This window comes from Mesorhizobium sp. CCNWLY176, assembly GCF_037153935.1.
GTDB lineage: Bacteria > Pseudomonadota > Alphaproteobacteria > Rhizobiales > Rhizobiaceae > Mesorhizobium_M > Mesorhizobium_M zhangyense.
Genome location: NZ_JBBBDZ010000001.1, coordinates 253,710 through 279,719 on the forward strand (window position 1 = coordinate 253,710; position 26,010 = coordinate 279,719).

Here is a 26,010-nt window from a genome sequence, read left to right on the forward strand (position 1 = left end):
TCGGTCTCTAAACCGTTGCGGTCGCCGGCTCGGCTTGCGGCAGCAGGGCGGATCGGTGCGCGGCCTTGGCGTATTTCTGGGCGATCATGGCGCAGGCCATGAGCTGTATCTGATGGAAGAGCATCAGCGGCAGAACGATCGCGCCTACGCCCTGGCCGGCAAAGATGACATTCGCCATCGGCACGCCACTGGCCAGGCTCTTTTTCGAGCCACAGAAGGTGATCGTGATCTGGTCCGCCTTGTTGAAGCCGAGGAGCCTGCTGCCATAGGTCGTGCACAGAAGCACTAGGCCGAGCAGCACCATGTCGGCGACAACGACCACGGCGATGTCTCGCAGCGAGAACATGTGCCACAGCCCCTCGACCACTGCCGTGCTGAAGGCGAGATAGACGACCATCAGGATAGAGCCACGATCCACTGGCATCAGCAGCTTCTTTTTTGAGCGTATCCAGTTGCCGATCTTCGGTTCCAGAATCTGACCGAGCACAAAGGGCAGGAGCAGTTGCACCAGGATCTGGCTCACCGCATCCCATGAGAACCCGCCATGTCCGCCGAAGGAGAAGAGCAGGCCGACAAGTAGCGGTGTCAGGAACATGCCGAAGATGTTGGAAGCCGATGCAGAGCAGATAGCTGCCGGGACATTGCCGCCGGCCATCGAAGTAAATGCGATCGAGGATTGCACCGTCGATGGCAGAACGCAGAGAAACAGAATGCCAAAGTAAAGCGGCTGCGGCAGGATCGAGGAGGGCAGATAGCCGAGCGCCAGGCCCAGCAAAGGAAACAGGCCGAAGGTCGTCAGGAGAATGACGAGATGCAGGCGCCAATGCAGCAGGCCGGCAACAACCACATCCCGCGAGAGCCTGGCGCCATGAAGGAAGAAAAGAAGCGCTATGGCCAGGTTGGTCGCGATCGAAAACCATGCTGCGAACTGGCCGCTTGCCGGTGCAACCGAGGCGAGCCCGACGGTGCACAGGAGCAGGATCAGAAAAGTATCCGGCAGAAAGCGGCGCATGACATGTCCTCAAAGGCTGCGATGGGCGTCTTTTCGCCTATCGCAAAATGGGATACAAGGAATAACAGTTATCGCAAATTGGGATATCCATGCTCGACCTTGCCCAACTTCGCAGCTTCGTCACCGTCCAGCAGATGGGAAGCTTCACCTTCGCGGCAGAGAGGCTGGGGCTCGGGCAATCCACCGTCAGCCAGCACATCCGCAAGCTGGAGACGGCGATCGGCAGGCAACTGCTGGCGCGGGATACGCACAAGGTGGTGCTGACGCCCGACGGCGAAGCCCTGCTCGGTCACGCCAGGACCATGCTGTCGATAGAGGGGCAGGTGCAGGCGCTCTTTACGGCGCAGAAGCTGCGCGGCACCTTGAGGCTCGGCGTGTCGGAAGACTTCGTGACTAGCCGCCTGCCGGCGGTGCTGGAGGACTTCGTCCAGTCTCACTCTTCCGTTGATCTTGAACTCACCGTCGCGCTCAGCGGTGCGCTCTACCAGATGCAGGACAATGGCGAACTCGACCTTGTGCTGGCAAAGCGCCGGCTCGGCGACACCCGCGGCCGGCTCGTCTATCGGGAGCCGCTTGTCTGGCTTGCCCGCGACCCGGGCCGTGTCCTGTCGCTTGCGACCTTGCCGCTGATCGCCTTCCCCGCACCGAGCGTCACGCGGAGCATCTCGCTGGAGGTGCTGGAGCGGCACCGCATGCCATGGCGTATCGTGTGCACATGCGGAAGCCTCAGCGGGCTGACGGCCGCAGCCCGCGCCGGCATGGGGGTTCTGGTGCAGCCGCAGAGCATGTCTCCCTTGGGCCTGAAGGAGATATCTTTCGAGCATCTGCCACAGCTGGAAGATGTGGAGTTCGTCCTCATTCCGAGCAAGGGTGCCGATCGGGCCCTCGTCTCGGCTCTTTCAGAAGATATTCTGATCAAGGTGAGAGGCCTGCGTTAAGCCGTTGCGCGATAATGGGTGGCCTTCGCCCAGACGGGCGTCTTCGCAAAATCGGGCATGAATCTCTGCCGGCTCGATCAAACCGAAACCTGTGCCAGGAAATTTATCTAACATTTGTTAGAATAATATGGCTTATGATGAGCCGCAGTGTCCGTATCGTGGAGGGGCCGTTGTGGGCGAGTTTTCTGAACAGGTTTGCTTAGTCACAGGTGGCGGCCGCGGCATCGGCCTGGAAGTCGTGAAAATGTTCCTGGCCGAGGGCGCGATCGTTCATTCTTTGGATATTTCGCATTCCGATGTAATTCGAAAGGCCGGTCTCTTGCGGCACGATTGCGATATTACCGACCTTCAGGCGGTCGAGGATGTTGTCGGAACGTTTGGCGGGAAAGTCGACGTTCTGATCAATAATGCCGCTGCCGTGACGCGCGCTGCGCCCATCACTGAACTCGGCCTGGATGAGTGGAACAGAACCTTGTCCGTGAACCTCACCGGGGCATTCTGCGTCACGCGTTCCGTGCTGCCTTTGATGGGATACGGGGGCAGGATCGTCAATCTTTCGTCGACCTTCGCGCATGTCGGGTCGCCGGGCCGTGTCGCTTATTCGACGACAAAGGGCGCGATGCTCGCCTTTACGCGAAGCTTGGCGCTCGATGTTGCAGAACAGGGTATAAGGGTGAACTCGGTCTCACCGGGAGGGATTGCCACTGACCGGCTGCTCGAATTGTTTGGTTCGGAAGAGGCGGCCCAGGACTATCTGCTTCCTCTCCACCCGATAGGGCGAATGGGAAAGCCCGCCGATATAGCTGACGCGATCTGGTTTCTTTGCTCGAAGCGGTCGAGCTTCATGACCGGTGCCGACATGCTTGTCGATGGGGGCTACACTGCGCGCTAGGGAGTGTTGATATTCAAATCATGACGGCCTGCAAATGACACTTTTCTGCGCTTCCGGTGCTCATGGACCAAATGTCCACTCCGCTCCGGTTCTCGAAAACCACCATTTTCGACTCGTCCTGATCTGAATCTCAACACTCCTAACCGGCGACGCGGCATAAAACTTGTGCTTGTCTTATTTTCGAACATTCGTTAGATTTTGTCGAGATCGAAAACGATCTGCCGGGAGGAATGCCATGCCGAAATACAATCTGATCGCGCTCACCAACCCGCTTCCGGGACGGGAAGATGAATTCAATGATTGGTACACCAATGTTCATCTCGGCGACGTTCTGAAGCTGCCGGGAGTGAATGCGGCTCAGCGTTTTGCACTTTCAGATGTCCAGCATCGGCCGGGTCCGTTCGAGTGGAAATACATGGCCGTCTATGAGATCGAGATAGACGATCTGTCGAAGACGCTGGCCGCGCTCAAGCAGGCGAGTGGCACGGAGGCGATGCCGCTCTCACCTGCGCTTTCGCCGGAACGGATGGTGTGGATCTACGAGCCGGTCACAGAGCGGGTTGAGGGTTCTTCGGCGGTCGAGGTGCTTTGACATGGCCGGGTTCGTCAAGGGCGCGCTGGCGGGTTTGAAAGTCGTCGACCTGACGCAGATGCTGGCTGGGCCCTACTGCACCATGCTGCTGGCGGACCAGGGCGCCGATGTGATCAAGATCGAGCCGATCGATGGCGATCCGACGCGCCAGTTCGGTCCGTTTCGCGCAGACGATGAAGCGCACCATTTCGGCGCTTACTTCCAGAGCACGAACCGCAACAAAAAGAGCGTCGCACTCGACCTGAAGTCTGAAGAAGGCAAGGCGTTGTTTCGCCGGCTGGCAGCCGACGCGGACATTGTCGTGGAGAATTTTCGCGCCGGCGTCATGGATCGGCTGGGTATCGGCTACGAGAGCCTCGCCGCGGAAAATCCTCGGCTCGTCTATGCCGCGATCCGCGGCTTCGGCGATCCGCGCACCGGCGCCAGCCCCTATACGGACCGTCCGGCCTTTGACGTCGTTGCGCAGGCGATGGGCGGCGCAATGGGCATAACGGGTCCGGACTCGGCGACGCCGATGAAGATCGGTCCCGGCGTCGGCGATATCTTCCCGGCGACCCTTGCGGCCTTTGGCATCATGGCGGCGGTCCACCATGCGCGCCAGAGCGGGCAGGGGCAGTTCGTCGATGTCGCGATGTATGATGGCGTACTCGCCATGTGCGAGCGCATTGTCTATCAATACTCCTACACCGGAAAATCGCCGGTTCCCGAAGGCAATCAGCATCCCATTTTGTGCCCGTTCGGGACCTTTCCTGCAAAGGATGGGCAGGTGACGGTGGGCTGTCCGAGAGATTCGTTCTGGCGCGAACTGGTCGCCATTATCGGCCGGCCCGAACTCGCAACAGACCCGCGTTTCCTGACCAACAATGACCGCCTGGCCCATTCCACCGAGACCGTCGCCATTGTCGAAGAGTGGACGCGCAACCACACCAAAGCCGAAATTTCGACAGCGCTCGACGGAAAGGTGCCGTTTGGTCCGGTCAACACTGCAGCCGACATCTATGCCGATCCGCACGTCCTGGCACGCGGGATGCTGGCGGAAGTCGAGCATCCCGGCTCGGCCACGCCGGTAACCATCGCCTCCACCCCGATCCGCATGACCGCGACGCCGGGCGGGGTTGCGCGTCGCGCCCCGCTGACTGGTGAGGACACGGACGCAATGCTGTCCGGACTGGGGCTGGGCAGTGCCGAGATCGCCGATCTCAGAGCGCGAAAGGTGGTGGCCTGACAGCCTCGTACGATCCTTCAGCGGATCGGCGAGAAGCTCGTCGGCTTCAGGATCATCGTCTCCATTTTCTGGATGAAGGGCGTCGTCTTCGGCCCGAAGGCGATCCAGGCGGGGTCAGCGTAAAGCTGTGCCCGAAGTTCGTCGCGCTCGGCCATGCTCTTGTAGCCCCACATGGTAACGACCTGGTTGAGCGTGCCGATGTCGGAGACGAAGTATCCGATCATCGGCAGATATTTCGTGTGCAGCGCCAGCCCTTCGGCCTCGTACAAGGCCAGGAACTCCTGAACCTTGCCCGGATGAAACGTATAGGTGCGCTTCTCGATGATCACGGTTGAACCTCCCTGTTCGTGTCGATCCATGCTTAAACCAATGGCATTTTATTTTCAAACATATGTTAGAAAATTATCTGGCTTTTGGCATTTCCTGTTATATGTTCGGCGCTCAGGCGCAGGCCGGGAGGAGAAAGAGTATGATTGAACGGACATTGTTCTCGTCCGAACATGAGATGTTTCGCGAGCAGGTTCGCCGCTTCATGGAGCGCGAACTGGCGCCGCACCACGAAGAGTGGGAAGAAAACGGCGAAGTGCCGCGCTGGGCCTGGAAGAAGGCCGGCGAGCAAGGTTTTCTCTGTGCGGCGATCCCGGAAGAATGGGGCGGGGTGGGCGCAGACCGCCGATACTCCATCATCCTGATGGAAGAGCAGGCGCGGCTGAACCTCACGGGGCTTGGGTTTGCCCTGCATTCCGACATCGTCGCCCCCTATTTCGATCACTATGGAACGCCCGAGCAGAAGCTGCGCTGGTTGCCGAAAATGGCGAGCGGCGACTACATCGCCGGCATTGCGATGACAGAACCCGGGGGTGGTTCCGATCTTCAAGCCATCCGCACCAGCGCGGTCAGGGATGGCGACGACTATGTCATTACCGGTCAAAAGACCTTCATCACCAACGGCCAGACCGCGGATATTTTCCTGGTTGCCTGCAAGACGGATCGTACGGAAGGCGCCAAGGGCATCAGCCTGATCGTCGTCGAGGCAGATCGTCCGGGGTTTCAGCGTGGCCGCCGGCTGAAGAAGCTGGGCACCAAGGCGCAGGACACGTCCGAGCTGTTCTTCAACGAGGTGCGCGTTCCCGTTTCCAATCTGATAGGCGAGGAAGGCAAGGGCTTCGGCTACATGATGCGCGAGCTGGCATGGGAGCGCATGCATGTCGGCATCCAGGCTGTTTCCTGCTGCGAGGCCGCACTCGACTGGACGATAGACTATACGAGGAACCGCAAGGCCTTCGGTAAGGCGGTCATCGACTTCCAGAATTCGCGCTTCAAGCTTGCGGAGATGAAGACCGAAGTGCAGGTCGGCCGCATCTTCCTCGATCGTTGTCTCGAACTGGTGCTGGAAGGCAAGCTCGACACGACCACCGCAGCCATGGTCAAGCTATGGACCAGCGAGATGCAGGGGAAGGTGCTGGACGCCTGCCTGCAACTTCACGGCGGCTACGGCTTCATGTGGGAATATCCGATCACGCGCGCCTTCGCCGACGCGCGCGTGCAGCGGATTTACGCAGGTACCAACGAGATCATGAAGGAACTCATCGGGCGGACGCTGTAGCGGCCGAAGTGAGTTCGCCCTTCCGCTTCTCGGCGAACGCCCGCCAGCCGATCGGCTGGCGCCCGGTCACGGTCTGGACCGTATCGTAGACGGCGCCGGAGATCGGCATCCTGCCGGCCTCGATTGCCGTCACGCCCTCGGAGAGGCTGGCTGCATAAGTTTGCTCCATGCCTTGCTTCAATGTGATCGGCAGCAGGTCGGAGGCGGGGCGAGGCCTGTAGGCGACCGGCGTTTCCGTAATTTCGGAAAGCACTTCGGCGATCTCGCCGAAGCTCAGGGCCTCGACCGCAAGCGGGTAGGTCGCGCCTGCATGGCGTTCGGGATGCAAGAGCGCCTCGACGGCGACTGCGGCCATGTCGTCGGACGAGATCCACGATACTTTCCGGTCACCGACAAAATGCACGACGCGGTCGGGGCGTTGGCGGAACCCTGCCCAGACTGTGTCGATGAAGAAATTCGGGCGCAGGTGGGTGTAGGAAAATCCCATCGCTTCGATCACGCGCTCGACCATCTGGTGCCAGGCGAAGTGCGCGTGAGGCGTATCTTCTTCCGCGAGTGCTCCAAGATGCACGATATGGCGCACACCTTCGGCTTTCGCCGCATCCAGAAGACGCTTGGAATGAACCAGCATGTCGACCGAATAGCCGGTAGCCAGAAATAGCGCATCGACGCCCTTCAGAGCCGGACGCAGCGTGTCGGGTGAATCATAATCGAAATGCACGGGCATCAGCCCGCGCTTGCGCAGGCGCTCTGCGCTGTCTTCGCTTCTGGCTGCCCCCAGCGGCTGGATCTCTTTTAAACCGGATGCGCCGGCAAGCAGGTCGATCACGGCTCCACCGACAGTGCCGGTCGCACCGGTGACCAATATCCGTCTCGTCATGTCTTCCTCCCCGAAGCGTGGCCTGTGCGTGCTTGACCGCAGTAAAATTCTAACAGATGTTCGTTTTTAGTGGAGGAACGCAACTTATGTCCAGCGGTAAAGCAGGCTCGGCAATGCCGGGACCGGTCGAATACGCCTTGCTCGCAGGCGTCAGCCTGACCTGGGGCACCTCCTATATGTTCACGAAGATTGCTGTCGGGACGTTGCAGCCGTTCACGCTCATCGCCTGTCGCTGTTTCGTTGCCGCGATCGCTCTCCTTTTGATCGTGGCCTTCAGGCGTTCATTCAAACGCCTCGCATGGCGAGACCTGGCTGCCTTTGCTCTGGTGGGGCTGATGTCGAACGCGGCGCCGCTTTCGCTGATCGCGATATCGGTGTCGCATGTGAATTCCTCGGTTACCGCCACAACCTTGGCCCTCGTTCCTTTGATTACGGCGATGCTCGCCGTCTTTGGCGGTGACCGTCCCAAGCCGCGCAACATAGCCGGGATTCTGGTCGGCCTGGTGGGGATCGTCCTTTTGTTCGGCCCCGACGCGCTTCTCCATGCGAGCGAAAGTGCGCGCGGCGCAATTGCCGCTGTCGGCGCAGCGCTGGTGTTTTCTTCCGCTCTGTTTGTCATGGCGATCGTCCGTCACCACCACCCGCTGACGGTCACGGTTGGATCGCTGACGGCAGCGGCGCTCTGGATGATTCCCACCGCGCTGATCGTCGATGGAATACCGCCGGCCTGGCCTTCGATCGGGGTGACAGGAGCGGTGCTGGTGCTCGGCCTGCTCAACACCGCGCTATCCAGCCTCATGCTGTTTGCGTTGGTGCCGCGCGCCGGGGCGACCTTCACTTCCTATAACAACTATCTCGTGCCGGTCATCGCGGTGCTGTGCGGAACCGTCTTCCTCGGCGAACCCATGACCGCACAATCGGCCCTCGGCGTCATCGTGGTGCTGGCTGGCGTTGCCATCTCCACGATCAGGCGCTTGGCCCGTCCGGAACGGCTTTTGCATCCGTGACGAGGAAAACCGGACAATGACAATTTCGCGGCTTGCGACGCTTTCGAACAAGTGTTAGGTTTTTGACGAGGATGAAATCCGGCCCTGCCGGATGAGACAATGACAAGCCGTCAACGGCTTCATCGGAAGGCGACCCGCAGCCGTTCCGATGGATAAGGGAGGAGCGGAAATGCGTCGTCTTGAAGGAAAGCTGGCCGTCGTTACCGGCGCTGCAAACGGCATCGGTCGCGCGTCAGCACTGCGTTTCGCATCGGAAGGCGCCAATCTCGCGATCCTCGACCTTGAGGCCGATGGCCTTGAAACGGTCGCGGAGGAAGCCAGGAAAGGCGGCGCAGAAGTCATGACGATTGCCGGCGACTGCACCAGCGAAACCGTGATCGTCGATGCGTTCAAGAAGATTTACGACCGCTTCGGTTTTGTCGACGTCCTGATGAACAATGTCGGGCAGAGCGCGCGTGAGCGTGCCTCCGAGTTCTACAAGTCGAGCCCTGAAGTGTGGCGCTTCGTCATCGACGTGACGCTCATGTCCACGCTGATTGCCTCGCGCCAGGTCGTTCCTGTGATGCGCGAGGCCGGCAAGGGCAAGATCGTCAACGTCGCCTCCAATGCCGGCCTGGCAGGCGAGATCGGCATCAGCGAATATGCGGCCGCCAAGATGGGCGTGATCGGTTTCACCCGGTCGCTTGCGCGTGAGCTTGCGCCGTTCAAGGTGAACGTCAACGCGGTTTGTCCCGGCGTCACCAAGACCCGCGTCATCGACCGTATTTCCGAAGAAATTCTGAAGAAAATTCGCGACTCGATCCCCCTCGGCTTCTTTGCCGAACCGGAAGACATCGCCGCCGCCGCCGCTTTCCTGGCAAGCGATGACGCCCGCTACATGACCGGACAGTCGGTCGTGGTCGACGGCGGCCGATGGATGGTTTGAGGGCGGTAATGCTGCTTTCGCCTGCGAAAAAACCGAACAAAAGTTAGAATTCAACATATCTAAGAGGTGGTGGGCCTATGGCTGGAATGCTCGAGAACAAGGTGGCGCTGATCACCGGTGCAGGCAGGGGCATCGGGCGCGAAATGGCTCTGATGATGGCGGCACACGGTGCAAAGATCGTCGTCAACGATCCCGGCGTTTCGCTTCAGGGCAATGATGAGACCGATGTTCCCGCCCGTGAGGTCGTGCGCGACATCAAGGCTTCGGGCGGCGAGGCCGTCGCCGACTTCGGCTCCGTCTCCGAGGTCGAGGACGCGCGCGCCATGGTAAACCGCGCCGTCGAAACCTTCGGCAAGATCGACATCGTCGTCAACAATGCCGGCATCCTGCGCGATATCATCTTCCATAAGATGACGGACGAGGACTGGGATTCCGTCATCAAGGTTCATCTGTATGGCAGCTTCAATGTCAGCCGCGCGGCTGCCGAACATTTCCGCAAGCAGGAGTCGGGCTGCTTCGTCCACATGACCTCGACTTCCGGTCTTGTCGGCAATCCGGGGCAGGCGAATTACTCGGCAGCCAAGATGGGCATCATCGGGCTTTCCAAGTCGATCGCGCTGGATATGGCCCGCTTCAACGTGCGATCCAACTGCATTTCGCCCTTTGCGTGGAGCCGGATGGTCGGCTCGATACCCAACACGCCCGACCAGGAGGAACGTCTGAACGGCCTGCGCATGCTGACGCCGGACAAGATCGCCCCGGTGGCGGTGTTCCTGGGTAGCGATGCGGCCAGAGAGGTCAACGGCCAGATTTTTGCCGTGCGCGGCAATGAGATATTCCTGATGAGCCAGCCTCGCCCGCTGCGCTCCGTTCACCGTTCTGAAGGGTGGACGCCTGAAACGCTTCGCGACCACATGCTGCCGACATTGAAGCCGTCCTTTATATCGCTTGATATGTCGCGCGACGTGTTTTCCTGGACCCCGGTCTGACGATGTCCGAATATCGCCGTTATGACGAAATCGCTGTCGGTGACATCTTTCCGGAAGCACCGCTGAGCTTCACCGTGAGCGAAAAGGTCGTGGATGGTTTTCTCGCAGCCACGGGCAATGAGGATGCGCTCTATGACGCGGGAGAAACACGGCGCGCTCCGTCGATGATCGCTTCGGTCTATCTGATCGATCTTCTGATGGCGCGCCGCAGTCCTCCCGGAGGCATTCATGCCAAGCAGGCCATCCGTTTTCACCGGGCAATCACAGTTGGCGAGACGTTGGTCATGCGGGGGTGCGTGGTCGAAAAATATATGCGCAAGGAGCGCCCTTACATGGTCGCTGATTTCGAGGCGCGAGGCAGTGATGGCACCCTGGTCACGAGCGGCCGGATAACCTCCATCTGGGGGAAGGATCAATGAGCGCCAGCCTTTCGACCCGCCAATTTTCCGCGCCTGGCGAAGCGTCGCCGGTATTGGTGCGGCACGTGACGCAGAGGATGATCAATGCCTATGCGGAAGCGTCGGGAGATTTCAATCCCATCCATGTCGATCCGGAATTTGCGGCTGCCGGCCCATTCGGCCGGACGATCGCCCATGGTCTGATGACGCTCGCTTTCGTCTCGCAGATGCTGAATGAGTGGACGGCAGGCGCATTCGACGAAACCGGCGAAATCGATGTCGCTTTCGTCGGTCCGGTCTATACGGGCGACACCGTCGAAGTATCAGGGACCGTGGAAGACATTGTCGAACGAGACGGCAGGCGGTGCGCGCGGATCAAGCTTCAATGCAGCGCGGGCGTGCGGCAGATTCTCGCCGGCCACGCAATACAGCCGATAGAGTAAGTGGAGAAGAACAGTCATGGCGCGTGAAGCGGTGATCGTGGGGGTCGGCGACGTCCCGCTCAAGGACGGAAAAGTGGTCGGCGGCGGGTCTGTCCTGCAGGTGCAGGCGCGGGCGGCAAAGGCGGCTCTCGACAATGCCGGCATCCCCATGCGCGATGTCGACGGGTTGCTGGTTGCGGGGCTTTGGGGTGTACCGGGACCGGGCCAGCTGCCATCCGTCACGCTCGGTGAATATCTCGGCATATTCCCGCGCTTTGCAGACACCACCAACATCGGCGGGTCGGCGTTCGAGGCTCATGTCGCGCATGCCGCAATGGCCATCGAAAAGGGCTATTGCGACGTAGCACTCATCGTCTACGGCTCGACGCAGAAAAGCGAACGTAGCCGAACGCTGGGCGGCCGTCCGCCTGTCCTGACCATGCAGTTCGAGAATGTCTGGGGCATCCCGCAGCCAGTCGGCGGCTATGCGATGGCCGCGCGCCGCCACATGCATGAATTCGGCACCACGGAAGAACAATTGGCCGAGATCGCGGTTGCGACGCGGAAATGGGCCAGCCTCAATCCGGATGCGACCATGCGCGATCCGATCAGCATCGATGACGTCATGGCATCGACCAGGATTTCCGATCCGCTGAAGCTCCTCGACTGCTGTCTGGTGACCGATGGCGCCGGCGCCATCGTCATGACGACGGCGGAGAACGCAAAGGCCCATGGCAGCAGGCCGATCCACATCCGCGGTTATGGCGAGGCGCATACGCATTGGTCCATCGGGGCCATGCCGGATCTCGCGCGGCTGACCGCTGCCGAAATGGCGAGCAAGCGCGCCTTTGACATGGCCGGCGTCAGCCACGACGCGATTGACCTGGTCGAGTGCTACGACAGCTTCACCATCACGGTTCTGATGACGCTGGAAGCGCTCGGCTTCTGCAAGCCGGGAGAGGGCGGCGCATTCGTCTCGGGCCAGCGGACAGCACCCGGAGGGGCGTTCCCGCTCAACACCAATGGCGGCGGCCTATCTTATTGCCATCCGGGCATGTACGGCATCTTCCTGCTGGTCGAGGCGGTGCGGCAGCTGCGCGGCGAGGCGGGGGACCGGCAGGTTGATAATGTCCAGACCGCGCTCGTTCACGGCACCGGAGGCACGCTGTCGTCCGGCGCCACCGTTATCCTGGCGAACAACTGAGGGGATGCGTCATGGGCGATACCGCAACATATGAAAAGCCGCAGCCCGTCATCGATCCCGGCACCAAGCCGTTCTGGGATGCGGCGCGCGCGCATCGGCTGTCGATGCCGAAATGCCGGGCTTGCGGCCAGCATCATTTCTATCCGCGCGAGCTATGCCCGCATTGCCATTCGGACGATCTCGAATGGACCGATGTCAGCGGCAAAGGAGAAGTCTATTCGTACACCATCGCGCGCAAGCCTGCTGGCCCGGTGTTTGCCGCCGACGTTCCTTATGTGATCGCCATGATCGCCCTTGATGAGGGGCCGCGCATGCTGACCAATATCGTCACCAAGGATGTCGAGCAGGTGCGGATCGGCGACCGCGTGACCGTCAGCTTCGATGACGTCACGCCGGAGCTGACCTTGCCAAAATTCACGCTCGACAAGGACTGACATGAACACCACTCATGTTCCCGAACATATCCTTCAGATCGGCGAAAGTCTCATTCGCTTCGTCGAGCAGGATGTCGTTCCCATCGAAAACGCCAATCGTGCGCTGCTTTCCAGCGACCGGACGATCTATGACGAAGCGGGGCGCTTCACGCCCGAGGTGGAGGCGCTGAAGCGCAAGGTGCGCATGCTTTCGGCCGAACAGGGCTTTTACACGATGTTCGGCCCGGAAGAGATCGGCGGCGGCGGGCTCGGTCCGGTGGCGTCGGTCTATCTCAACGGCGTTCTTTCGGCGCATTGTGGTCCAGCTCGCCCGTTGATCCATCCGGTGGTGATCCCGTCGCCTTTCACCAATGGCCTGTCGCCGGTGCTGACCAATCTCGTTGAGCCGTTGCGCGAAAAATACCTGCCGCAACTGGCAAGCGGCGACAAGACACTTTGCTTCGGCCTCAGCGAGCCGGATGCGGGGTCGGACGTTTTCGCGATGAAGACGCGGGCCGTCCGCGACGGCGACGAATGGGTGATCACCGGCTCGAAGCAGTGGATCACCAACGGACCTTATGCCGACTATGCGATGATCTTTGCAGTCACCGATCCGGAACTCGCCGCTGCCCGCAAAGGTGGGATCACTGGGTTTTTCGTCGATACGTCGTGGGCTGGATTCTCGGTCGTCTCGACCATCCCGATCATGGGACAGCTGGGCGCGGAGATCGGCATCCTGGCCTTCGACGGCATGCGTGTGCCGGACAGCCATCGCCTCGGCGATGTCGATCAGGGCCTGAAAGTGGCGCTGCGCGGCGTCAACAATGGTCGGCTGGGGCTCTCGGCGACATGCATCGGCCTTGCCCGCTGGGCGCTGGTTCAGTCGGTCGAATACGCCAAGGTTCGCAAGACCTTTGGCCAGCCGATCGGCGAGCACCAGGCGGTGCAGATCCTTTTGGCCGACAGTGCCGCCGATCTTTACGCCGCCGAGACCATGCTGATGGATTGCGCCATCAAGCTCGAACGCGGCCAGCGCGCCCTTGCCGAGACCTCGATGGTAAAGCTGCACTGCACCGAAGCGGCAAACCGTGTTTTCGACCGCTGCATGCAGGTGCATGGCGGCATGGGTCTGACCAATGAGCTCAGGCTGGAAGCAGGCTACAGATTTGCGCGTTCGATGCGCATTCCCGACGGCACCAGCGAAATCCAGCGTCGCACCATCGCGCGCGATCTGCTGAGCGCGGGCGTGAATTTCTGAGGAACGACATGAAGCACGTTACACCGTCCGCGGGCCTCGATGCCCTGTTTCGTCCATCGTCGGTTGCCATACTGGGTGCCTCGGACGATCCGACGCGCATTTCCGGCAGGCCCCTAAGGTATCTGCTGGAAGGCGGTTTCAAGGGCGGCATCTTTCCGGTCAATCCCAATCGTGAAACCGTGCAGGGCGTCAAAGCCTACAAGTCGCTGGCCGACGTGCCTGCCGTGCCCGACGTGGCTTTGCTCGCGGTGCCCGCCAGTCTCACGGAACAGGCAGTGCGCGATTGCATAGCCAAGGGCATAAAGGGTGCTGTCATCTTCTCGGCCGGCTATGCGGAAAGCGGCGAAGAGGGTCTGGAAGTCCAGAAACGCATCGCCGATATCGCGCGCGCCGGCGGCCTGCGTCTGCTGGGACCCAATTGCCTTGGCATCTTCAACCCACAGATCGGTTTCTTCGGCACGTTCACGCAGTCGCTCGACCGGGAGATGCCGGGGCCGGGGCCGCTCGGCATCATCAGCCAGAGCGGCGCCTATGGCTCGCATATCGCCTATCTCGCCCGCAAGCGCGGCATCGGCATCAACTACTGGATCACCACCGGCAACGAGGCCGACATCGATGTGGCCGAGAGCCTCGAATGGATGGCGGTGCAACCCGACATCAAGGTGATCATGGCCTATGTCGAAGGCGTTCGGGACGGTCCGCGTTTCCGCAATGCGCTTGAGCTCGCCCGCCGGAACCGCAAGCCGGTCGTGATGATGAAGGTCGGGCGCTCCGAAATCGGGGCGAAGGCAGCATCTTCGCATACGGCATCGCTGGCCGGGGCGGACGCGATCTACGATGCGGTGTTTGCGCAATATGGCGTTCACCGTGCCACCACGACGGAAGAACAGATCGACGTTGCCTATGCCTGCGCGCGCGGGGTGTTTCCAAAGTCGAACAAGCTCGGCGTGGTCACGCTTTCCGGTGGTGCCGGCGTCCTGATCTCGGATGCTGCCGAGCGGTATGGGCTGGACGTCGCGCCGATGCCGGCCACCGCGCAAAAGAAGCTGAAGGACCTGCTGCCCTTCGCGTCCGTTGAAAATCCGGTCGATACCACGGCGCAGGCGTTGAATGACATGAACCTGCTCGCCCGCAATATCGAGGTCATCCTCGATGAAGGCGGCTATGACGCAGTGATAGGCTTCTTCAGCTCCGTTCCGAATACGAGGACGCTGTCCGGGCCGCTGCGGGACGCAATCGCAAAGGGATGCTCGCGCTTTCCCGATCGCCTCATCGCATTGTCGATGATCGGCGATCCTGAGGTAGTGGCTGCCTATGAAGCGAGCGGTTTTCTGGTGTTCGAAGATTCCGACCGCGCCGTGGCGGCACTCGCCGCTTTGGTCGGGTTTTCGGCAGCTTTCGACAGGTCCGATGATGCTCCGAGTATCCAGCCCGCCGCGTCGATAGGTACGGAAGCGCTTTCCGAAAGTGCGGCCAAGGCGCTGTTGGGCGCTGCGGGAATTCCCTTCCTTGACGAGCGGGTCGCAGCTTCTGCGGCGCAGGCCGGCGCGGACGCAGATGCCATCGGCTACCCGGTGGTATTGAAGATCGTCTCGCCGGATATCGAGCACAAAACCGAGATCGGCGGGGTCATGGTCGGCGTCGCAGACCGGGCAGGCGTGGAAGCCGGCTTCGAGACGCTGATGGCACGTGCGGCCGAACATCGGCCCGACGCCCGGATAGAGGGCGTGCTGATTGCGCCTATGGCGCGGAAGGGCGTGGAAACGATCATCGGCGTATCCCGTGATCCGGTATTCGGCCCAGTGGTGATGTTCGGCATAGGCGGTGTTCATGTCGAGGTGCTGAAGGACGTGGTCTTTCGGCTTGCCCCGTTTGGCCGCGCGGAAGCTGTTCGCATGATCGATTCGATACGCGGACGGGCGCTGCTGTCCGGCGTACGCGGGTCGGCTCCTGCCGATGTCGATGCCCTTGCCGATGTGCTCGTTCGGATTTCAGAATTTGCCGCCGCGCATCACGATGACATCGAGACGATCGATCTCAATCCCGTCGTCGTGCTGGCTGTCGGCGAAGGAGTCGTCGCACTCGACGCGCTCGTCGTGCCAAGACGGGACTTGAATTGAGATAACTTTCGAACTAGCGTTAGAAAATGAAATTTCGGGGTGCGAGCCCCTTGGTCAATCGGGAGGATTCAATGGCCGTCGATTATTCTGGCTACAAGTTTTTCATCTTCGAGCAGGACGGCCGCACCATGACGGTGACGATGAACCGGCCGGAGGCATTGAACGCCATGACCGCCGAAATGCACGAGGAATCTTCGCGCATCTTCTACGATCTCGGAATGGATCATTCCATCGACGTCGTCATCTTTACCGGTGCGGGCAAGGCCTTTTCCGCCGGCGGTGACATCGTCGGCATGAAGAAGATGTACGAAGACACCGAAATGTTCGATCGCTCGATCAACGAGGCGAAGAAGGTGGTGTTCGGCATTCTCGATTGCGAGAAGGTTATCATCTGCAAGATGAACGGCGATGCGGTCGGCCTCGGCGCGACGATGGCCTTGTTCTGCGACATCATCTTTGCTGCCGATCATGCTCGCATCGGCGACCCGCATGTCAGGGTTGGTCTGGCGGCAGGCGATGGCGGTGCGGTGATATGGCCGCAGGCGATCGGCTATGCGCGGGCCAAGGAATATCTGCTCACCGGTGATCTCATCAATGCCAAGGACGCGGCGGCGATGGGGCTGATCAACTATGCCGTTCCAGCTGACGAACTGGATGCGCGCGTCGATGCCTTCGCAAAAAAGATAGGCTCGGGTGCGATGAAGTCGATCAAATACACCAAGACGGCGATCAATATCGGCCTGAAGCAGCTTGCCCACAGCATGATGGACACCTGCATGGCCTATGAAGCGCTGACCAATCGCAGTCAGGATCACCTCGAGGCGATCAACGCTTTTTCTGAAAAGCGGAAGCCGAAATTCAATGGTCTCTGAGTGAACCGGACGGGGAGGTTCGGTTCGTACACGGGAGGAGCACGCAATGGATTTCGGTGAACCCGATCATGTAACGATGTTGCGCGAAAGCATCCGGCGTATGCTCGAACGTCATGCGCCACGCGAAATGATGGCGAAGTGGGACGAGGAGGACAAGGTTCCGCGCGCGCTCATGCAGCACATCACCGAGCTTGGCGTATGCGGCATGACTATACCGGAAGAGTATGGCGGAACCGGACGCGATATCCTTGCCACCATGGTGACGGTCGAGGAGCTGTCGCGGCGGTCGATGGTGATCGCGACGCTCTATCTCATGAATTCCTGCTACGGATCGATGAACATCCTGGCCTCGGGCAGCGAGGAGCAGAAGCAACGGCTATTGCCGAGGCTTGCCAATGGCGAGCTTCTGTTTGCCTATGGCCTGTCGGAGCCGGATGTCGGTTCCGACCTTGCCAGCGTCAAGACACGTGCCGAGCGCAAGGGCGACAAGGTCGTCATCAACGGCTTCAAGCGCTGGTGTTCGGGGGCCGAGAGTGCGGATTACATCTACGCTCTGGTCCGCTCGGGCGAGCCCGACGCACGCTATAAAAACCTGTCGCTGGTTCTGATCCCGCCGACAGCCAAGGGCGTAACGCTCACGCACATTCCTGCGATGGGCGCGCGTGGTCTCAACACCAACGACGTCACGCTCGACAATGTCGAGATTGGCATTGAGGACGTGGTCGGTGGCGAGGAAGGGTGGAACCAGGGCTGGCCGAAACTAGCCGGTCCGGCCCTTGAGGTCGAGAAACTGGAGGTCGCGGCTATGGCTTTGGGCATTGCCACGCAAGCGGTCGACGACGCGTGGGAGTACTCGCAGACGCGCAGCCAGTTCGGCAAGCGCATATGTTCGCACCAGTCGATCCGCCACATGCTGGCCGATGTGCAGACCAAGCTGGCTGCTGCGCGCCTGATGCTCTATCGCGGCTGCTGGCTGGCGGACAACAACCTGCCGTGCAGCGTCGAGACCTCGATGGCGAAAATGTATGTCTGCGAGATGGGCTTGGACATCGTGCTGACCTGCCAGAAGGTCATGGGTGCTTATGGTTATGCGCGCGGCTTCGATATGGAACGCCACGTTCGCGACATGCTGCTGATGCCGATCATCGGAGGATCGACGGCAATCCAGAAGAACAACATTGCGAACCGCATGGGCTTGCCGAAAGCCTGACGGTTCTGGGGAGGAGGCACTGAGATGATCGACACGCTTGGCGACGTGCTGCGCAACAACGCCTACAAGTTTCCGAACGAGAACGCCTATACCTATTCGGGCCGCCACGTCACGTTCGCCCAGCATGCCGAGCGCGCCAACCGGCTTGCCTCAGGCCTGTGGAAACGCGGCATAAGGCGGCAGGACCGTGTGTCGATCCTGGCGCAGAACACACTTGAATTCATGGAAGCCTACGGCGCCTGCGAACTGGCCGGTTACATAGCGGCGACCGTCAACTGGCGTCTCGCGCCGCCGGAAATACTCTACATCCTGACGGATTCCACACCACGCGTGCTGATATTCGAGGCGCAATATGCCGGCGTCATCGAACAGATCCGCGACAGGCTCCCGCATATCGAGACATATCTGTGCTTCGGCGGTGCGGTACCGGCCTGGGCCGAAGACTACGAGGCTGTGCTTGCTGCGGGAGACGTGGAAGGCGCCCCGTCACGCCCGACGCCCGACGACATCATGCATCTCATCTACACCAGCGGGACGACCGGCCGTCCCAAGGGCGTGATGCGCACGCACAGAGCGGAGATTGCGATCGGCATCCTGATGGCGACCGAACTCGGGCTGATCGTGTCGGACCGGCTCCAGTTGATGATGCCGATCTTCCATGTCGGCGCGCGGTTCCTGCAGATCGGCGTTCATATACGCGGCGGCAGTGTCGTTCTTCATCGCGAATTCAAGCCTGCCGAAATCGTTGAAACTATCGTTCGCGAGCGTGTGACGATGACGCATATGGCGCCGACCATGGTGCAGGTGGTGTTGAGCGTTGCGGGGATAGATGAAGCCGATCTCTCCTCGCTGCACACGATCTGCTATTCCGCCGCCCCAATGCCCGTCCCGCTGCTGAAGCGCGGACTGAAGCTGCTGGGCCCGGTCTTCCTGCAACTCTACGGCATGACCGAAGGTGGCGGCACGACGCTTCACAAGCGCCAGCACAAGCCGGACGGAACACCGGAGGAAATCAAGCTGCTCGGCTCGGTCGGGCAGGCCGCGCCCAATGTCGACATTCGCATCATCGATGAAGCCGGTACAGAACTGCCCGTGGGAGAACCCGGCGAGATCCTGATCAAGACCACCAGCCAGATGCTCGGCTATTGGAACAATTCGGCCGCCACCATCTCCGCCCTGCGTGATGGTTGGTACTACACCGGTGATCTCGGCTATCTCGATGAACAGGGGTTCCTCTATCTGGTCGACCGCAAGAAGGACATGATCATTTCCGGCGGCGAGAACATCTACTCGCGCGAGGTCGAGGAGGCTCTTGCCGCCCATCCCGACATTCAGGATGTCGCTGTGATCGGCGTAAAGGATGAATATTGGGGTGAGACCGTGCGCGCCGTTGCCGTCGTCAATCCCGGCGTGACGCTGGGCGAAGCCGAACTCATCGAGCATTGCAAGAGCCTGATCGCGAGCTACAAGAAGCCGAAATCGGTGGTCTTCGTCGATGAACTGCCGCGTCTGCCCAGTGGCAAGGTCAACAAGGTGGTGCTGCGGCAGTTACACGGCGCGCCCGCAGCGGCAGGGGCGTGATATGAGCAGCGACTTATCACGTCCACCGGTCACACGCTGGCTGGCCGAGCGGGCTTGCGCGATCCGTCGCGAAGATCTGCCGGACGCTGCTGTCACGATTGCGCGCCAATGCATTCTCGACTGGTTCGCGGTCACGCTGCCTGGGGCATCCGAACCGGCGGTGACGTTGCTGGCAGACGAACTGCTTTCCGACGGCGCGCGGCCGGTCGCAACGCTGGTTGGGCGGTCGGACAGAACGTCGGCAGCCAACGCGGCGTTGATCAACGGCACCGCGTCGCATGCCATCGACTTCGACGATGTGAACATGGCGATACTTGGCCATCCCACCGTCGCGATATTGCCCGGCCTTCTGGCCCTGGCAGAAGAAATTTCAGCGTCGCAGGACGAAGTTTTGGCCGCTTTCGTTGCCGGTTATGATGTCGTCTGCCGCGCCGGTGCGTTGATGAGCCCGGGTCACTACCAGCACGGCTTTCATGCAACCGCGACGGTCGGCAGCGTCGGGGCCGCCGCCGCCTGCGCGCGTCTCCTGAAGCTTGATGCCGAAACCACGGCAACCGCCTACGGCATCGCCGCCACGATGGCATCCGGCCTGAAGTCGATGTTCGGCACGATGTGCAAGCCATTGCATGCCGGACGCGCTGCCCAGAACGGACTTCAGGCTGCACGGCTGGCCAAGCGCGGCTTCACCAGCCGGCAGGATGCGCTGGAATGCGCGCAGGGACTGGCTGCGACCCAGAGCATTGACTTCAATCCCGAAGAGGCGATGAAGGAAGCCGCGCTGGATCATCACATCGCCAACAACCTCTTCAAATATCACGCCTCCTGCTATCTTACCCATGGTGCGATCGAAGCCGGAAAGGCAATCCGCGAAAAGCACGCTGTTTCCTCGAACGCAATTCAGGCCGTTGAAATCCGCGTGCCGCCGATTACCGATCGGGTTTGCAACATTGCGGTACCCACCACAGGTCTCGAGGCCAAGTTTTCGTTGCGCCTGACCGTCGCCATGGCGCTGGCCGGCCGGGACACGTCTGGCATTGCCACTTACACCGATGCGCTGACGCAGGAGCCGGAACTCGTCCGGCTGCGCGACATGGCGACGATTTCCTTTGATGAAACCCTTCCTGAAGCCAAGGCCGAGGTTTCGATAAAAACGGCGGATGGGACACGCCTGTCCGCGATCCATGACGCGGGCGTGGCGGACGCCGATCCGGTGCGCCAGAGCCTGAAGCTTGCAGCGAAATTCGATGCGCTGGTCGTGCCGGTTATCGGCGGAAGGGCCACTGCTTTGCGCGCTGCGCTGACTGATTTCGGCGGCGAAGAAACGGTCGGCGGCATTATGGCGCTTGCCCGGGGAGGAATGCATTGAGCAAGAAATTGGGGACTGCTGTCGTTACCGGTGCCGCCAAGGGTATCGGACGAGGCATCGTCGAGCATCTGGCCCGCGAAGGCTATCACGTAGTTGCAATCGACAGGCTCGACGAAGTTCATGATCTGGCAGCCGGCCTGCGAAGCTCCGGGGCTGATGTCGATTCCGCGGTTCTGGACATCCGCGACCGTGCCGCGATTGCCGAGCTGATGCTTCGCTACGCGCCTATCGATGTCATCGTCAACAATGCCGCCATCACAAGTACGCACCGTTTCGAAGACCTGACCGAAGATCATTTCCGCGAGAATTTCGACATCAACACGGTCGGGACATTCATCGTTGCGCAAGAGGGCGCGCGCCGCATGCGCAATGGCGGGCGCATCGTCAACATCGCCTCGCGATCCTTCGCCGGGGCTCCGCAAATGGCGCACTATGTTGCCTCCAAGACAGCCGTGGTCGGGTTGACGCGCGCCATGGCGATCGACCTGTCGCCGCGCGACATTCGCGTCAACGCCATCGCTCCCGGCGTGGTCGATACCGATATGCTTCACTACATGACGCCGGAGCGTCAGCAGGTGATGCTGTCCCTTCAACTGCTTGGCCGTATCGGCCAGCCGGAGGATATTGCACGCGCCGTCTCATTCCTGGCCTCTCCCGAAAACCGCTACATCACCGGCCAGGTTCTGGTGGTCGACGGCGGCCGTTCACTTGGCCAGGGCCAATTGCCGCCCGAGGAATCCGTTTATGACTGAACTGTCCGACGAACATCGCATGATCCAGGAATCGGCGCGTGAATTCACGCGCACGCAGGTTCGCCCGCTGGCCGACAAGCTCGATCCTGTCAAGGGCGAGATGCCGCGCGAACTGATCGACCAGATGGCCGAGCTCGGCTATTTCGGCATCCTTATTCCCGAGGAGTATGGCGGTCTTGGACTGGGGGCCTTCGAATATTGTCTGGTCGCCGAAGAGCTTGCGCGTGGCTGGATGAGCGTTGCTTCGATGATCGCGCGCGGCAATGCGCTGATCGGGTCGCTCAAGGCGATGACGCCGGAACAGAAGAAGATCTATCTGCCGCGCATGGCGCGGGGCGAGTTTCTTGGAGCGTTCTCGCTTTCCGAACCGGACGCCGGTTCCGACGTCGCCAATATCTCCTGCCGCGCAAAGCGGGTGGGCGACGAATGGGAGATTACGGGCAACAAATACTGGTGCACTTTCGCCGACGGCGCGGATTTCATCATGGTCTTTGCCCGCACCGATCCGTCGGTCGATCCGAAAGCGCGGCATCGCGGAATCTCGGCCTTCATGGTCGAGAAATCGCGCGGCCGGCTGCCGGAAGGCGTCTCGGGAACCGTCATTCCGAAGATCGGCTATTTCGGCTGGACGACCTGGGAACTGGCTTTCGACAAATGCCGGGTGCCTGCCGCCAATCTCATCGGCGAAGAGGGCCGGGGCTTCTATCTCGCGACGGCAGGGCTGGAAACGGCGCGCGCCCATACTGCGGCGCGGTCCATCGGTCTTGCGCAGGCCGGGCTGGACGATGCGGTTGCCCACGCAAAGGAGCGCCGTCAGTTCGGCAATCCGATTGCCGCCTTTCAGGCTATCCGCTTCAAAATCGCGAGCATGGCGACCGAGATCGAGGCCGCGCGCGCGCTGATGTACTCGGTCTGCGAAAAGATCGACCAGGGCGTGCGCTGCGACAAGGAAGCCTCGATGGTGAAGCTGTTCGCCTCCGAAATGTCCGAGCGCGTCACCAGCGAAGCGCTGCAGATTCACGGAGGCGGGGGTTACACCACGCTGAACCAGGTCGAGCGCCACTGGCGCGACGCCCGCCTGACCAAGATTTTCGAAGGCACATCAGAAATCCAGATGCGGATCATCTCGGACCATATACTAGGCCGGGACTGACCGCGAATTTCCCTGTTAAACCGTTATCCGGGGTGTCGCTCTTGCCTTGGCGGGAGCGGCCTCCGATTTCGTGTTTCCCGGCTTTCCCAGGCCGTCGAGAACCACCGCCGCAAATTCGTGGGCAACTTCATCGATGGTCCGTCCGCCCGGCTTGAACCACTCGACGGTCCAGTTCAGCGCGCCGAGAATGAACAGGCGCGACAGGGTGATGTTGGCGTCGGCGCGGAACTCACCGCGCTTTTGCGCATCGACCAGAATGGTCTGCCACAGCGAGGCATAGGAATCGCGCAGCCGCATGTTCTGGGCCCGGATTGCTTCGGGCACCTGCCCGATCACGCGGCGGGTCGCCAGCGTATAGTCGCCGATGTCGATGATCGCCGAAAGGTGGGCGCGTATCGCGGTTTCAATGCGTTGGCGAACATCTGCGTCCGCAGGAAGAGCTGCGAGTGCGGAATTCACAGTGTCGAGAACGGCATGCATGCCGATGTCGAGTACCGCGCTGATAAGCTCGTCCTTGGACTTGTAGTGATAGTAGATGCTGCCCGCCTTGAGGTTAGCCTCGTCGGCAATGGTCCGCATGGTCGTTCCGGCGTAACCGTAGTCGCGAAAAATCTTCGCGGCGGCGTCCAGAACGCGCTTTTGTGAAATTGCCGACTTTGCCAGCTTTCTTGTCATATTGGGCCTGCTCCTCGTCCTCTCGCCGATAGTGTACGACTTTGCACGCAAGGATGGAAACTTTTCTAACAAAGAGCAGATTTGTTATTTTCTAACTAGTGTTAGGTTTTGGATTGGTGTAGCTTTCTTACGACCTTGAAGGTTACCGGGAGGAAAACGGTGGAACTGGTTACTGTCGAACGGCACGAGCGCGGAATCGCTCGTGTGGTGATGAATCATGCTGCAGCGCGCAACGCGCTGGGCGAGGATTTGCGCAACGCGCTTCTGCGTGTTTTCCAAGGTCTCTTTGACGACGCCGGAACGCGTGTCATCGTTCTGGCGTCCGCGCTCAAGGATTTCTCCGTCGGTGGCGACCTGTCCCGCATGGATACGCTGTCGGACCCGAAGAATGGACGGCGGCGGATCGCATCCGCCCACAAGCTTGCACGTGTGCTGCTGGCCGCTGAAAAGCCGATGATCGCCGAGGTGCGCGGCCACGCGGTTGGCGCAGGGGCCGGTCTCGTACTGTTCTGCGATACGATCGTAATGGGCGAAACCGCCAGCATCGGCTTCCCGTTTCCGCGCGTTGGGTTAGCCCCTGATTTTGCTATCGGATACACGCTGCCGAAGCGGATCGGACTGGCCAAGGCGAGGCAGGCGCTTCTCTATTCCCGCAGCTACAAAGGGGCTGAAGCACTTAACATAGGCTTAGCGGACGACATCGTGGCGGACGACGCCGTGGCCGAAACTGCCCTGCAGCGGGCACGCGAACTGGCAGCGTTCCCGTCCTTGGCGCTGTCTCTCACCAAACGCATGCTTGAACTGTCCGACGATGCCTTTGCCGTTCTCGATTTCGAGGCAACCGCACAGCCTGTCTGTTTCGCCAGCGACGATTTTCAGGAAGGGCTTGCCGCGTTTAGGGAAAAGCGCAAGCCGAACTTCGATCCGTCCGTTCAATAGCGGTGCGGTGAAGGATGATGCGCGCGCCCAATACGCTTGCCGACATGCTCGACAACAATGCCTGGAAATATCCGGACGAAACCGCATTCGTCTGGGGCGAGAGGCAGGTAACCCACGCCCAGTTTCACGAGCGTGTCAGCCGCCTTGCCAGTGCATTGCGTGGATTGGGGCTGAAGCGCCAGGACCGCGTCGGCATCCTCAGCCAGAACCGACTGGAATTTCAGGAGGTCTACGGCGCCTGTGAGATTTCCGGGTTCGTTTGTGCGACCGTCAACTGGCGGCTGGCGATCCCCGAGATGGTCTACATCATCAATGACGGTGCGCCGAAGGTGCTGGTTTTCGAGGCGGATTACGCCGAGACAATCGCTGCAATGAAGGATCAGCTGAAAACGGTCGAGCACTTCATCTGCCTCGACGGCAACTCCGATTTTGCCCTGGACTATGAGGACCTGCTCAATTTCGGAGATGCCTCGGGCGTCCCGTTCCGGCCAAAGCCGGAGGACATCGCCTTTCTGATCTACACATCCGGAACCACGGGACGGCCAAAGGGCGTGATGCTGGGGCAGGGCGGTCAGGTTGCCGCTGCAGAAGTTCTGGGCTCGGACCAGCGCAATTCGCCGGCCGACCGCCTGCTGATCATGATGCCGCTGTTCCATATCGGTGCCAAGATCATCCAGCTCGCGCAGCATTGGCGGGCAGGCACCGTGGTCGTCCAGAAGGGTTTCGACCCCAAGGCGGTGCTGACCTGCATCGAACGGGAGCGCATCACGGTGACCCACATGGCGCCGACGATGATCCAGACACTGCTGGATTCGCCTGAAGTCGGAACCACCGACATATCGAGCCTGCGCATGATCGTCTATGCGGCAGCACCAATGCCGATCCCCGTTCTCAAGCGCGGCCTGAAACTGTTCGGTCCCGTCTTTCAGCAGCAGTTCGGGCAGACCGAGGGAATCGGCACGACATTGCTTGCCCATCAGCATCGGCCCGATGGCACGGATCGTGACCGGGAAATCCTGACCTCGGTCGGGCAAGCCTCGCCGCGCGTCGATGTGCGGGTCGTGGACGAGCATGGCGAGGATTTGCCGACCGGAGAGGTCGGCGAGATTCTGCTGACGAGCCCCGGCGTGATGATGGGGTACTGGAACAACACCGCGGCGACGCTCGAAACGCTGCGCGACGGCTGGGTGCATACCGGTGACATGGGCCGTCTCGACGACGAGGGCTTCCTCTATCTGGTCGACCGCAAGAAAGACATGATCATTTCCGGCGGCGAAAACATCTATTCGCGCGAGGTCGAGGAAGCCGTGGTGACACACGACGCGGTTTCGGAGGTCGCCGTGATCGGCGCGCCTGACGCGAAGTGGGGCGAGGCGGTGATGGCCATCGTCGTGCTGCGGCCCGGCAATAGCGCTACCGCCGAGCAATTGATCGAACACTGCCGGGCGCTCATCGCAAGCTACAAGAAGCCGCGCCATGTCGTCTTCGTCGACGAGATCGCCAAGCTGCCGAGCGGAAAAGTCGACAAGGTGAGGCTGCGCAGCCTCTACGCACAAGATTTACGACAATGATGCGCCCCGA

At 60.8% G+C, this 26,010-nt stretch carries 26 protein-coding genes; 22 read left to right on the forward strand and 4 right to left on the reverse strand.

Going from position 1 to position 26,010, the window contains the following annotated elements:
* Positions 1-7: 7 nt before the first annotated feature.
* Positions 8-1,012, reverse strand: coding sequence for a bile acid:sodium symporter family protein (locus WBQ96_RS01150; RefSeq protein ID WP_165117412.1), 1,005 nt, complete (start codon positions 1,010-1,012; stop codon positions 8-10).
* Positions 1,013-1,101: 89 nt separating this feature from the next.
* Here WBQ96_RS01150 and WBQ96_RS01155 point away from each other — a divergent pair, with 89 nt between their 5' ends.
* The 4 genes from WBQ96_RS01155 to WBQ96_RS01170 all read left to right on the forward strand — a co-directional run bounded on the left by WBQ96_RS01155 (position 1,102) and on the right by WBQ96_RS01170 (position 4,659).
* A complete protein-coding gene (locus WBQ96_RS01155; RefSeq protein ID WP_165117410.1) occupies positions 1,102-1,950 on the forward strand; it encodes a LysR family transcriptional regulator in 849 nt (282 codons plus the stop codon).
* Positions 1,951-2,077: 127 nt separating this feature from the next.
* On the forward strand, positions 2,078-2,842 hold the full coding sequence (locus WBQ96_RS01160) for an SDR family NAD(P)-dependent oxidoreductase (protein WP_165117408.1): 765 nt from the start codon (positions 2,078-2,080) through the stop codon (positions 2,840-2,842).
* Between the two features lie 235 nt (positions 2,843-3,077).
* Positions 3,078-3,434, forward strand: a complete 357-nt coding sequence (locus WBQ96_RS01165; protein ID WP_165117406.1) for a DUF4286 family protein — start codon at positions 3,078-3,080, stop codon at positions 3,432-3,434.
* Between the two features lies 1 nt (position 3,435).
* Positions 3,436-4,659 (forward strand): CaiB/BaiF CoA transferase family protein, encoded by a 1,224-nt coding sequence (locus WBQ96_RS01170; RefSeq protein WP_165117404.1) that lies wholly within the window; start codon positions 3,436-3,438, stop codon positions 4,657-4,659.
* Positions 4,660-4,676: 17 nt separating this feature from the next.
* Here WBQ96_RS01170 and WBQ96_RS01175 read toward each other — a convergent pair whose 3' ends face one another.
* A complete protein-coding gene (locus WBQ96_RS01175) occupies positions 4,677-4,988 on the reverse strand; it encodes an NIPSNAP family protein (protein WP_205826637.1) in 312 nt (103 codons plus the stop codon).
* A 140-nt stretch (positions 4,989-5,128) separates the two neighbouring features.
* On the opposite strand from WBQ96_RS01175, the gene WBQ96_RS01180 reads away from it, so the two are divergent.
* Positions 5,129-6,265, forward strand: a complete 1,137-nt coding sequence (locus tag WBQ96_RS01180) for an acyl-CoA dehydrogenase family protein (RefSeq protein ID WP_165117400.1) — start codon at positions 5,129-5,131, stop codon at positions 6,263-6,265.
* Here the strand turns inward: WBQ96_RS01180 and WBQ96_RS01185 are convergent.
* Positions 6,246-7,145, reverse strand: coding sequence for an NmrA family NAD(P)-binding protein (locus WBQ96_RS01185; RefSeq protein WP_165117398.1), 900 nt, complete (start codon positions 7,143-7,145; stop codon positions 6,246-6,248). The genes WBQ96_RS01180 and WBQ96_RS01185 overlap by 20 nt on opposite strands.
* 86 nt (positions 7,146-7,231) lie before the next feature.
* Between WBQ96_RS01185 and WBQ96_RS01190 the strand changes: the two genes are divergently transcribed.
* From WBQ96_RS01190 to WBQ96_RS01260, 15 genes are all read left to right on the forward strand, one after another.
* On the forward strand, positions 7,232-8,152 hold the full coding sequence (locus WBQ96_RS01190; RefSeq protein WP_165117396.1) for a DMT family transporter: 921 nt from the start codon (positions 7,232-7,234) through the stop codon (positions 8,150-8,152).
* A 169-nt stretch (positions 8,153-8,321) separates the two neighbouring features.
* A complete protein-coding gene (locus WBQ96_RS01195; protein WP_165117394.1) occupies positions 8,322-9,077 on the forward strand; it encodes an SDR family NAD(P)-dependent oxidoreductase in 756 nt (251 codons plus the stop codon).
* Positions 9,078-9,154: 77 nt separating this feature from the next.
* Positions 9,155-10,066 (forward strand): SDR family oxidoreductase, encoded by a 912-nt coding sequence (locus WBQ96_RS01200; protein WP_336546983.1) that lies wholly within the window; start codon positions 9,155-9,157, stop codon positions 10,064-10,066.
* A 2-nt stretch (positions 10,067-10,068) separates the two neighbouring features.
* A complete protein-coding gene (locus tag WBQ96_RS01205) occupies positions 10,069-10,485 on the forward strand; it encodes a hypothetical protein (RefSeq protein ID WP_336546981.1) in 417 nt (138 codons plus the stop codon).
* Positions 10,482-10,907: a MaoC family dehydratase gene (locus WBQ96_RS01210; protein WP_336546979.1), complete on the forward strand. Its 426-nt coding sequence runs from the start codon at positions 10,482-10,484 to the stop codon at positions 10,905-10,907. Before WBQ96_RS01205 ends, WBQ96_RS01210 begins: the two co-directional genes overlap by 4 nt.
* Before the next feature lie 16 nt (positions 10,908-10,923).
* Positions 10,924-12,090, forward strand: coding sequence for an acetyl-CoA acetyltransferase (locus WBQ96_RS01215; RefSeq protein ID WP_165117386.1), 1,167 nt, complete (start codon positions 10,924-10,926; stop codon positions 12,088-12,090).
* 11 nt (positions 12,091-12,101) lie between these two features.
* On the forward strand, positions 12,102-12,524 hold the full coding sequence (locus tag WBQ96_RS01220; protein WP_336546976.1) for a Zn-ribbon domain-containing OB-fold protein: 423 nt from the start codon (positions 12,102-12,104) through the stop codon (positions 12,522-12,524).
* Between the two features lies 1 nt (position 12,525).
* Positions 12,526-13,761: an acyl-CoA dehydrogenase family protein gene (locus tag WBQ96_RS01225; protein WP_336546974.1), complete on the forward strand. Its 1,236-nt coding sequence runs from the start codon at positions 12,526-12,528 to the stop codon at positions 13,759-13,761.
* Positions 13,762-13,769: 8 nt separating this feature from the next.
* Positions 13,770-15,881, forward strand: a complete 2,112-nt coding sequence (locus tag WBQ96_RS01230; RefSeq protein ID WP_165117380.1) for an acetate--CoA ligase family protein — start codon at positions 13,770-13,772, stop codon at positions 15,879-15,881.
* A 71-nt stretch (positions 15,882-15,952) separates the two neighbouring features.
* Positions 15,953-16,753 (forward strand): enoyl-CoA hydratase/isomerase family protein, encoded by an 801-nt coding sequence (locus WBQ96_RS01235; RefSeq protein ID WP_165117378.1) that lies wholly within the window; start codon positions 15,953-15,955, stop codon positions 16,751-16,753.
* Between the two features lie 46 nt (positions 16,754-16,799).
* Positions 16,800-17,963 (forward strand): acyl-CoA dehydrogenase family protein, encoded by a 1,164-nt coding sequence (locus tag WBQ96_RS01240; RefSeq protein ID WP_165117376.1) that lies wholly within the window; start codon positions 16,800-16,802, stop codon positions 17,961-17,963.
* Positions 17,964-17,987: 24 nt separating this feature from the next.
* Positions 17,988-19,544 carry a long-chain-fatty-acid--CoA ligase gene (locus WBQ96_RS01245; protein ID WP_336546971.1) on the forward strand — a complete coding sequence of 519 codons (1,557 nt, stop codon included), beginning with the start codon at positions 17,988-17,990 and terminating at the stop codon, positions 19,542-19,544.
* Between the two features lies 1 nt (position 19,545).
* On the forward strand, positions 19,546-20,910 hold the full coding sequence (locus tag WBQ96_RS01250) for an MmgE/PrpD family protein (RefSeq protein ID WP_336546969.1): 1,365 nt from the start codon (positions 19,546-19,548) through the stop codon (positions 20,908-20,910).
* A complete protein-coding gene (locus WBQ96_RS01255; protein WP_336546968.1) occupies positions 20,907-21,662 on the forward strand; it encodes an SDR family NAD(P)-dependent oxidoreductase in 756 nt (251 codons plus the stop codon). The genes WBQ96_RS01250 and WBQ96_RS01255 overlap by 4 nt, the downstream gene beginning before the upstream one ends.
* Positions 21,655-22,815: an acyl-CoA dehydrogenase family protein gene (locus WBQ96_RS01260; RefSeq protein WP_336546966.1), complete on the forward strand. Its 1,161-nt coding sequence runs from the start codon at positions 21,655-21,657 to the stop codon at positions 22,813-22,815. Before WBQ96_RS01255 ends, WBQ96_RS01260 begins: the two co-directional genes overlap by 8 nt.
* A gap of 15 nt (positions 22,816-22,830) precedes the next feature.
* On the opposite strand, the gene WBQ96_RS01265 is transcribed toward WBQ96_RS01260, so the two are convergent.
* Positions 22,831-23,490: a TetR/AcrR family transcriptional regulator gene (locus WBQ96_RS01265; RefSeq protein ID WP_165117366.1), complete on the reverse strand. Its 660-nt coding sequence runs from the start codon at positions 23,488-23,490 to the stop codon at positions 22,831-22,833.
* A 159-nt stretch (positions 23,491-23,649) separates the two neighbouring features.
* Between WBQ96_RS01265 and WBQ96_RS01270 the strand changes: the two genes are divergently transcribed.
* Complete coding sequence (locus WBQ96_RS01270) at positions 23,650-24,429, forward strand: enoyl-CoA hydratase/isomerase family protein (RefSeq protein WP_336546963.1); 780 nt, start codon at positions 23,650-23,652, stop codon at positions 24,427-24,429.
* Positions 24,430-24,446: 17 nt separating this feature from the next.
* Positions 24,447-26,000, forward strand: a complete 1,554-nt coding sequence (locus WBQ96_RS01275) for an acyl-CoA synthetase (RefSeq protein WP_336546961.1) — start codon at positions 24,447-24,449, stop codon at positions 25,998-26,000.
* Positions 26,001-26,010: the final 10 nt, after the last annotated feature.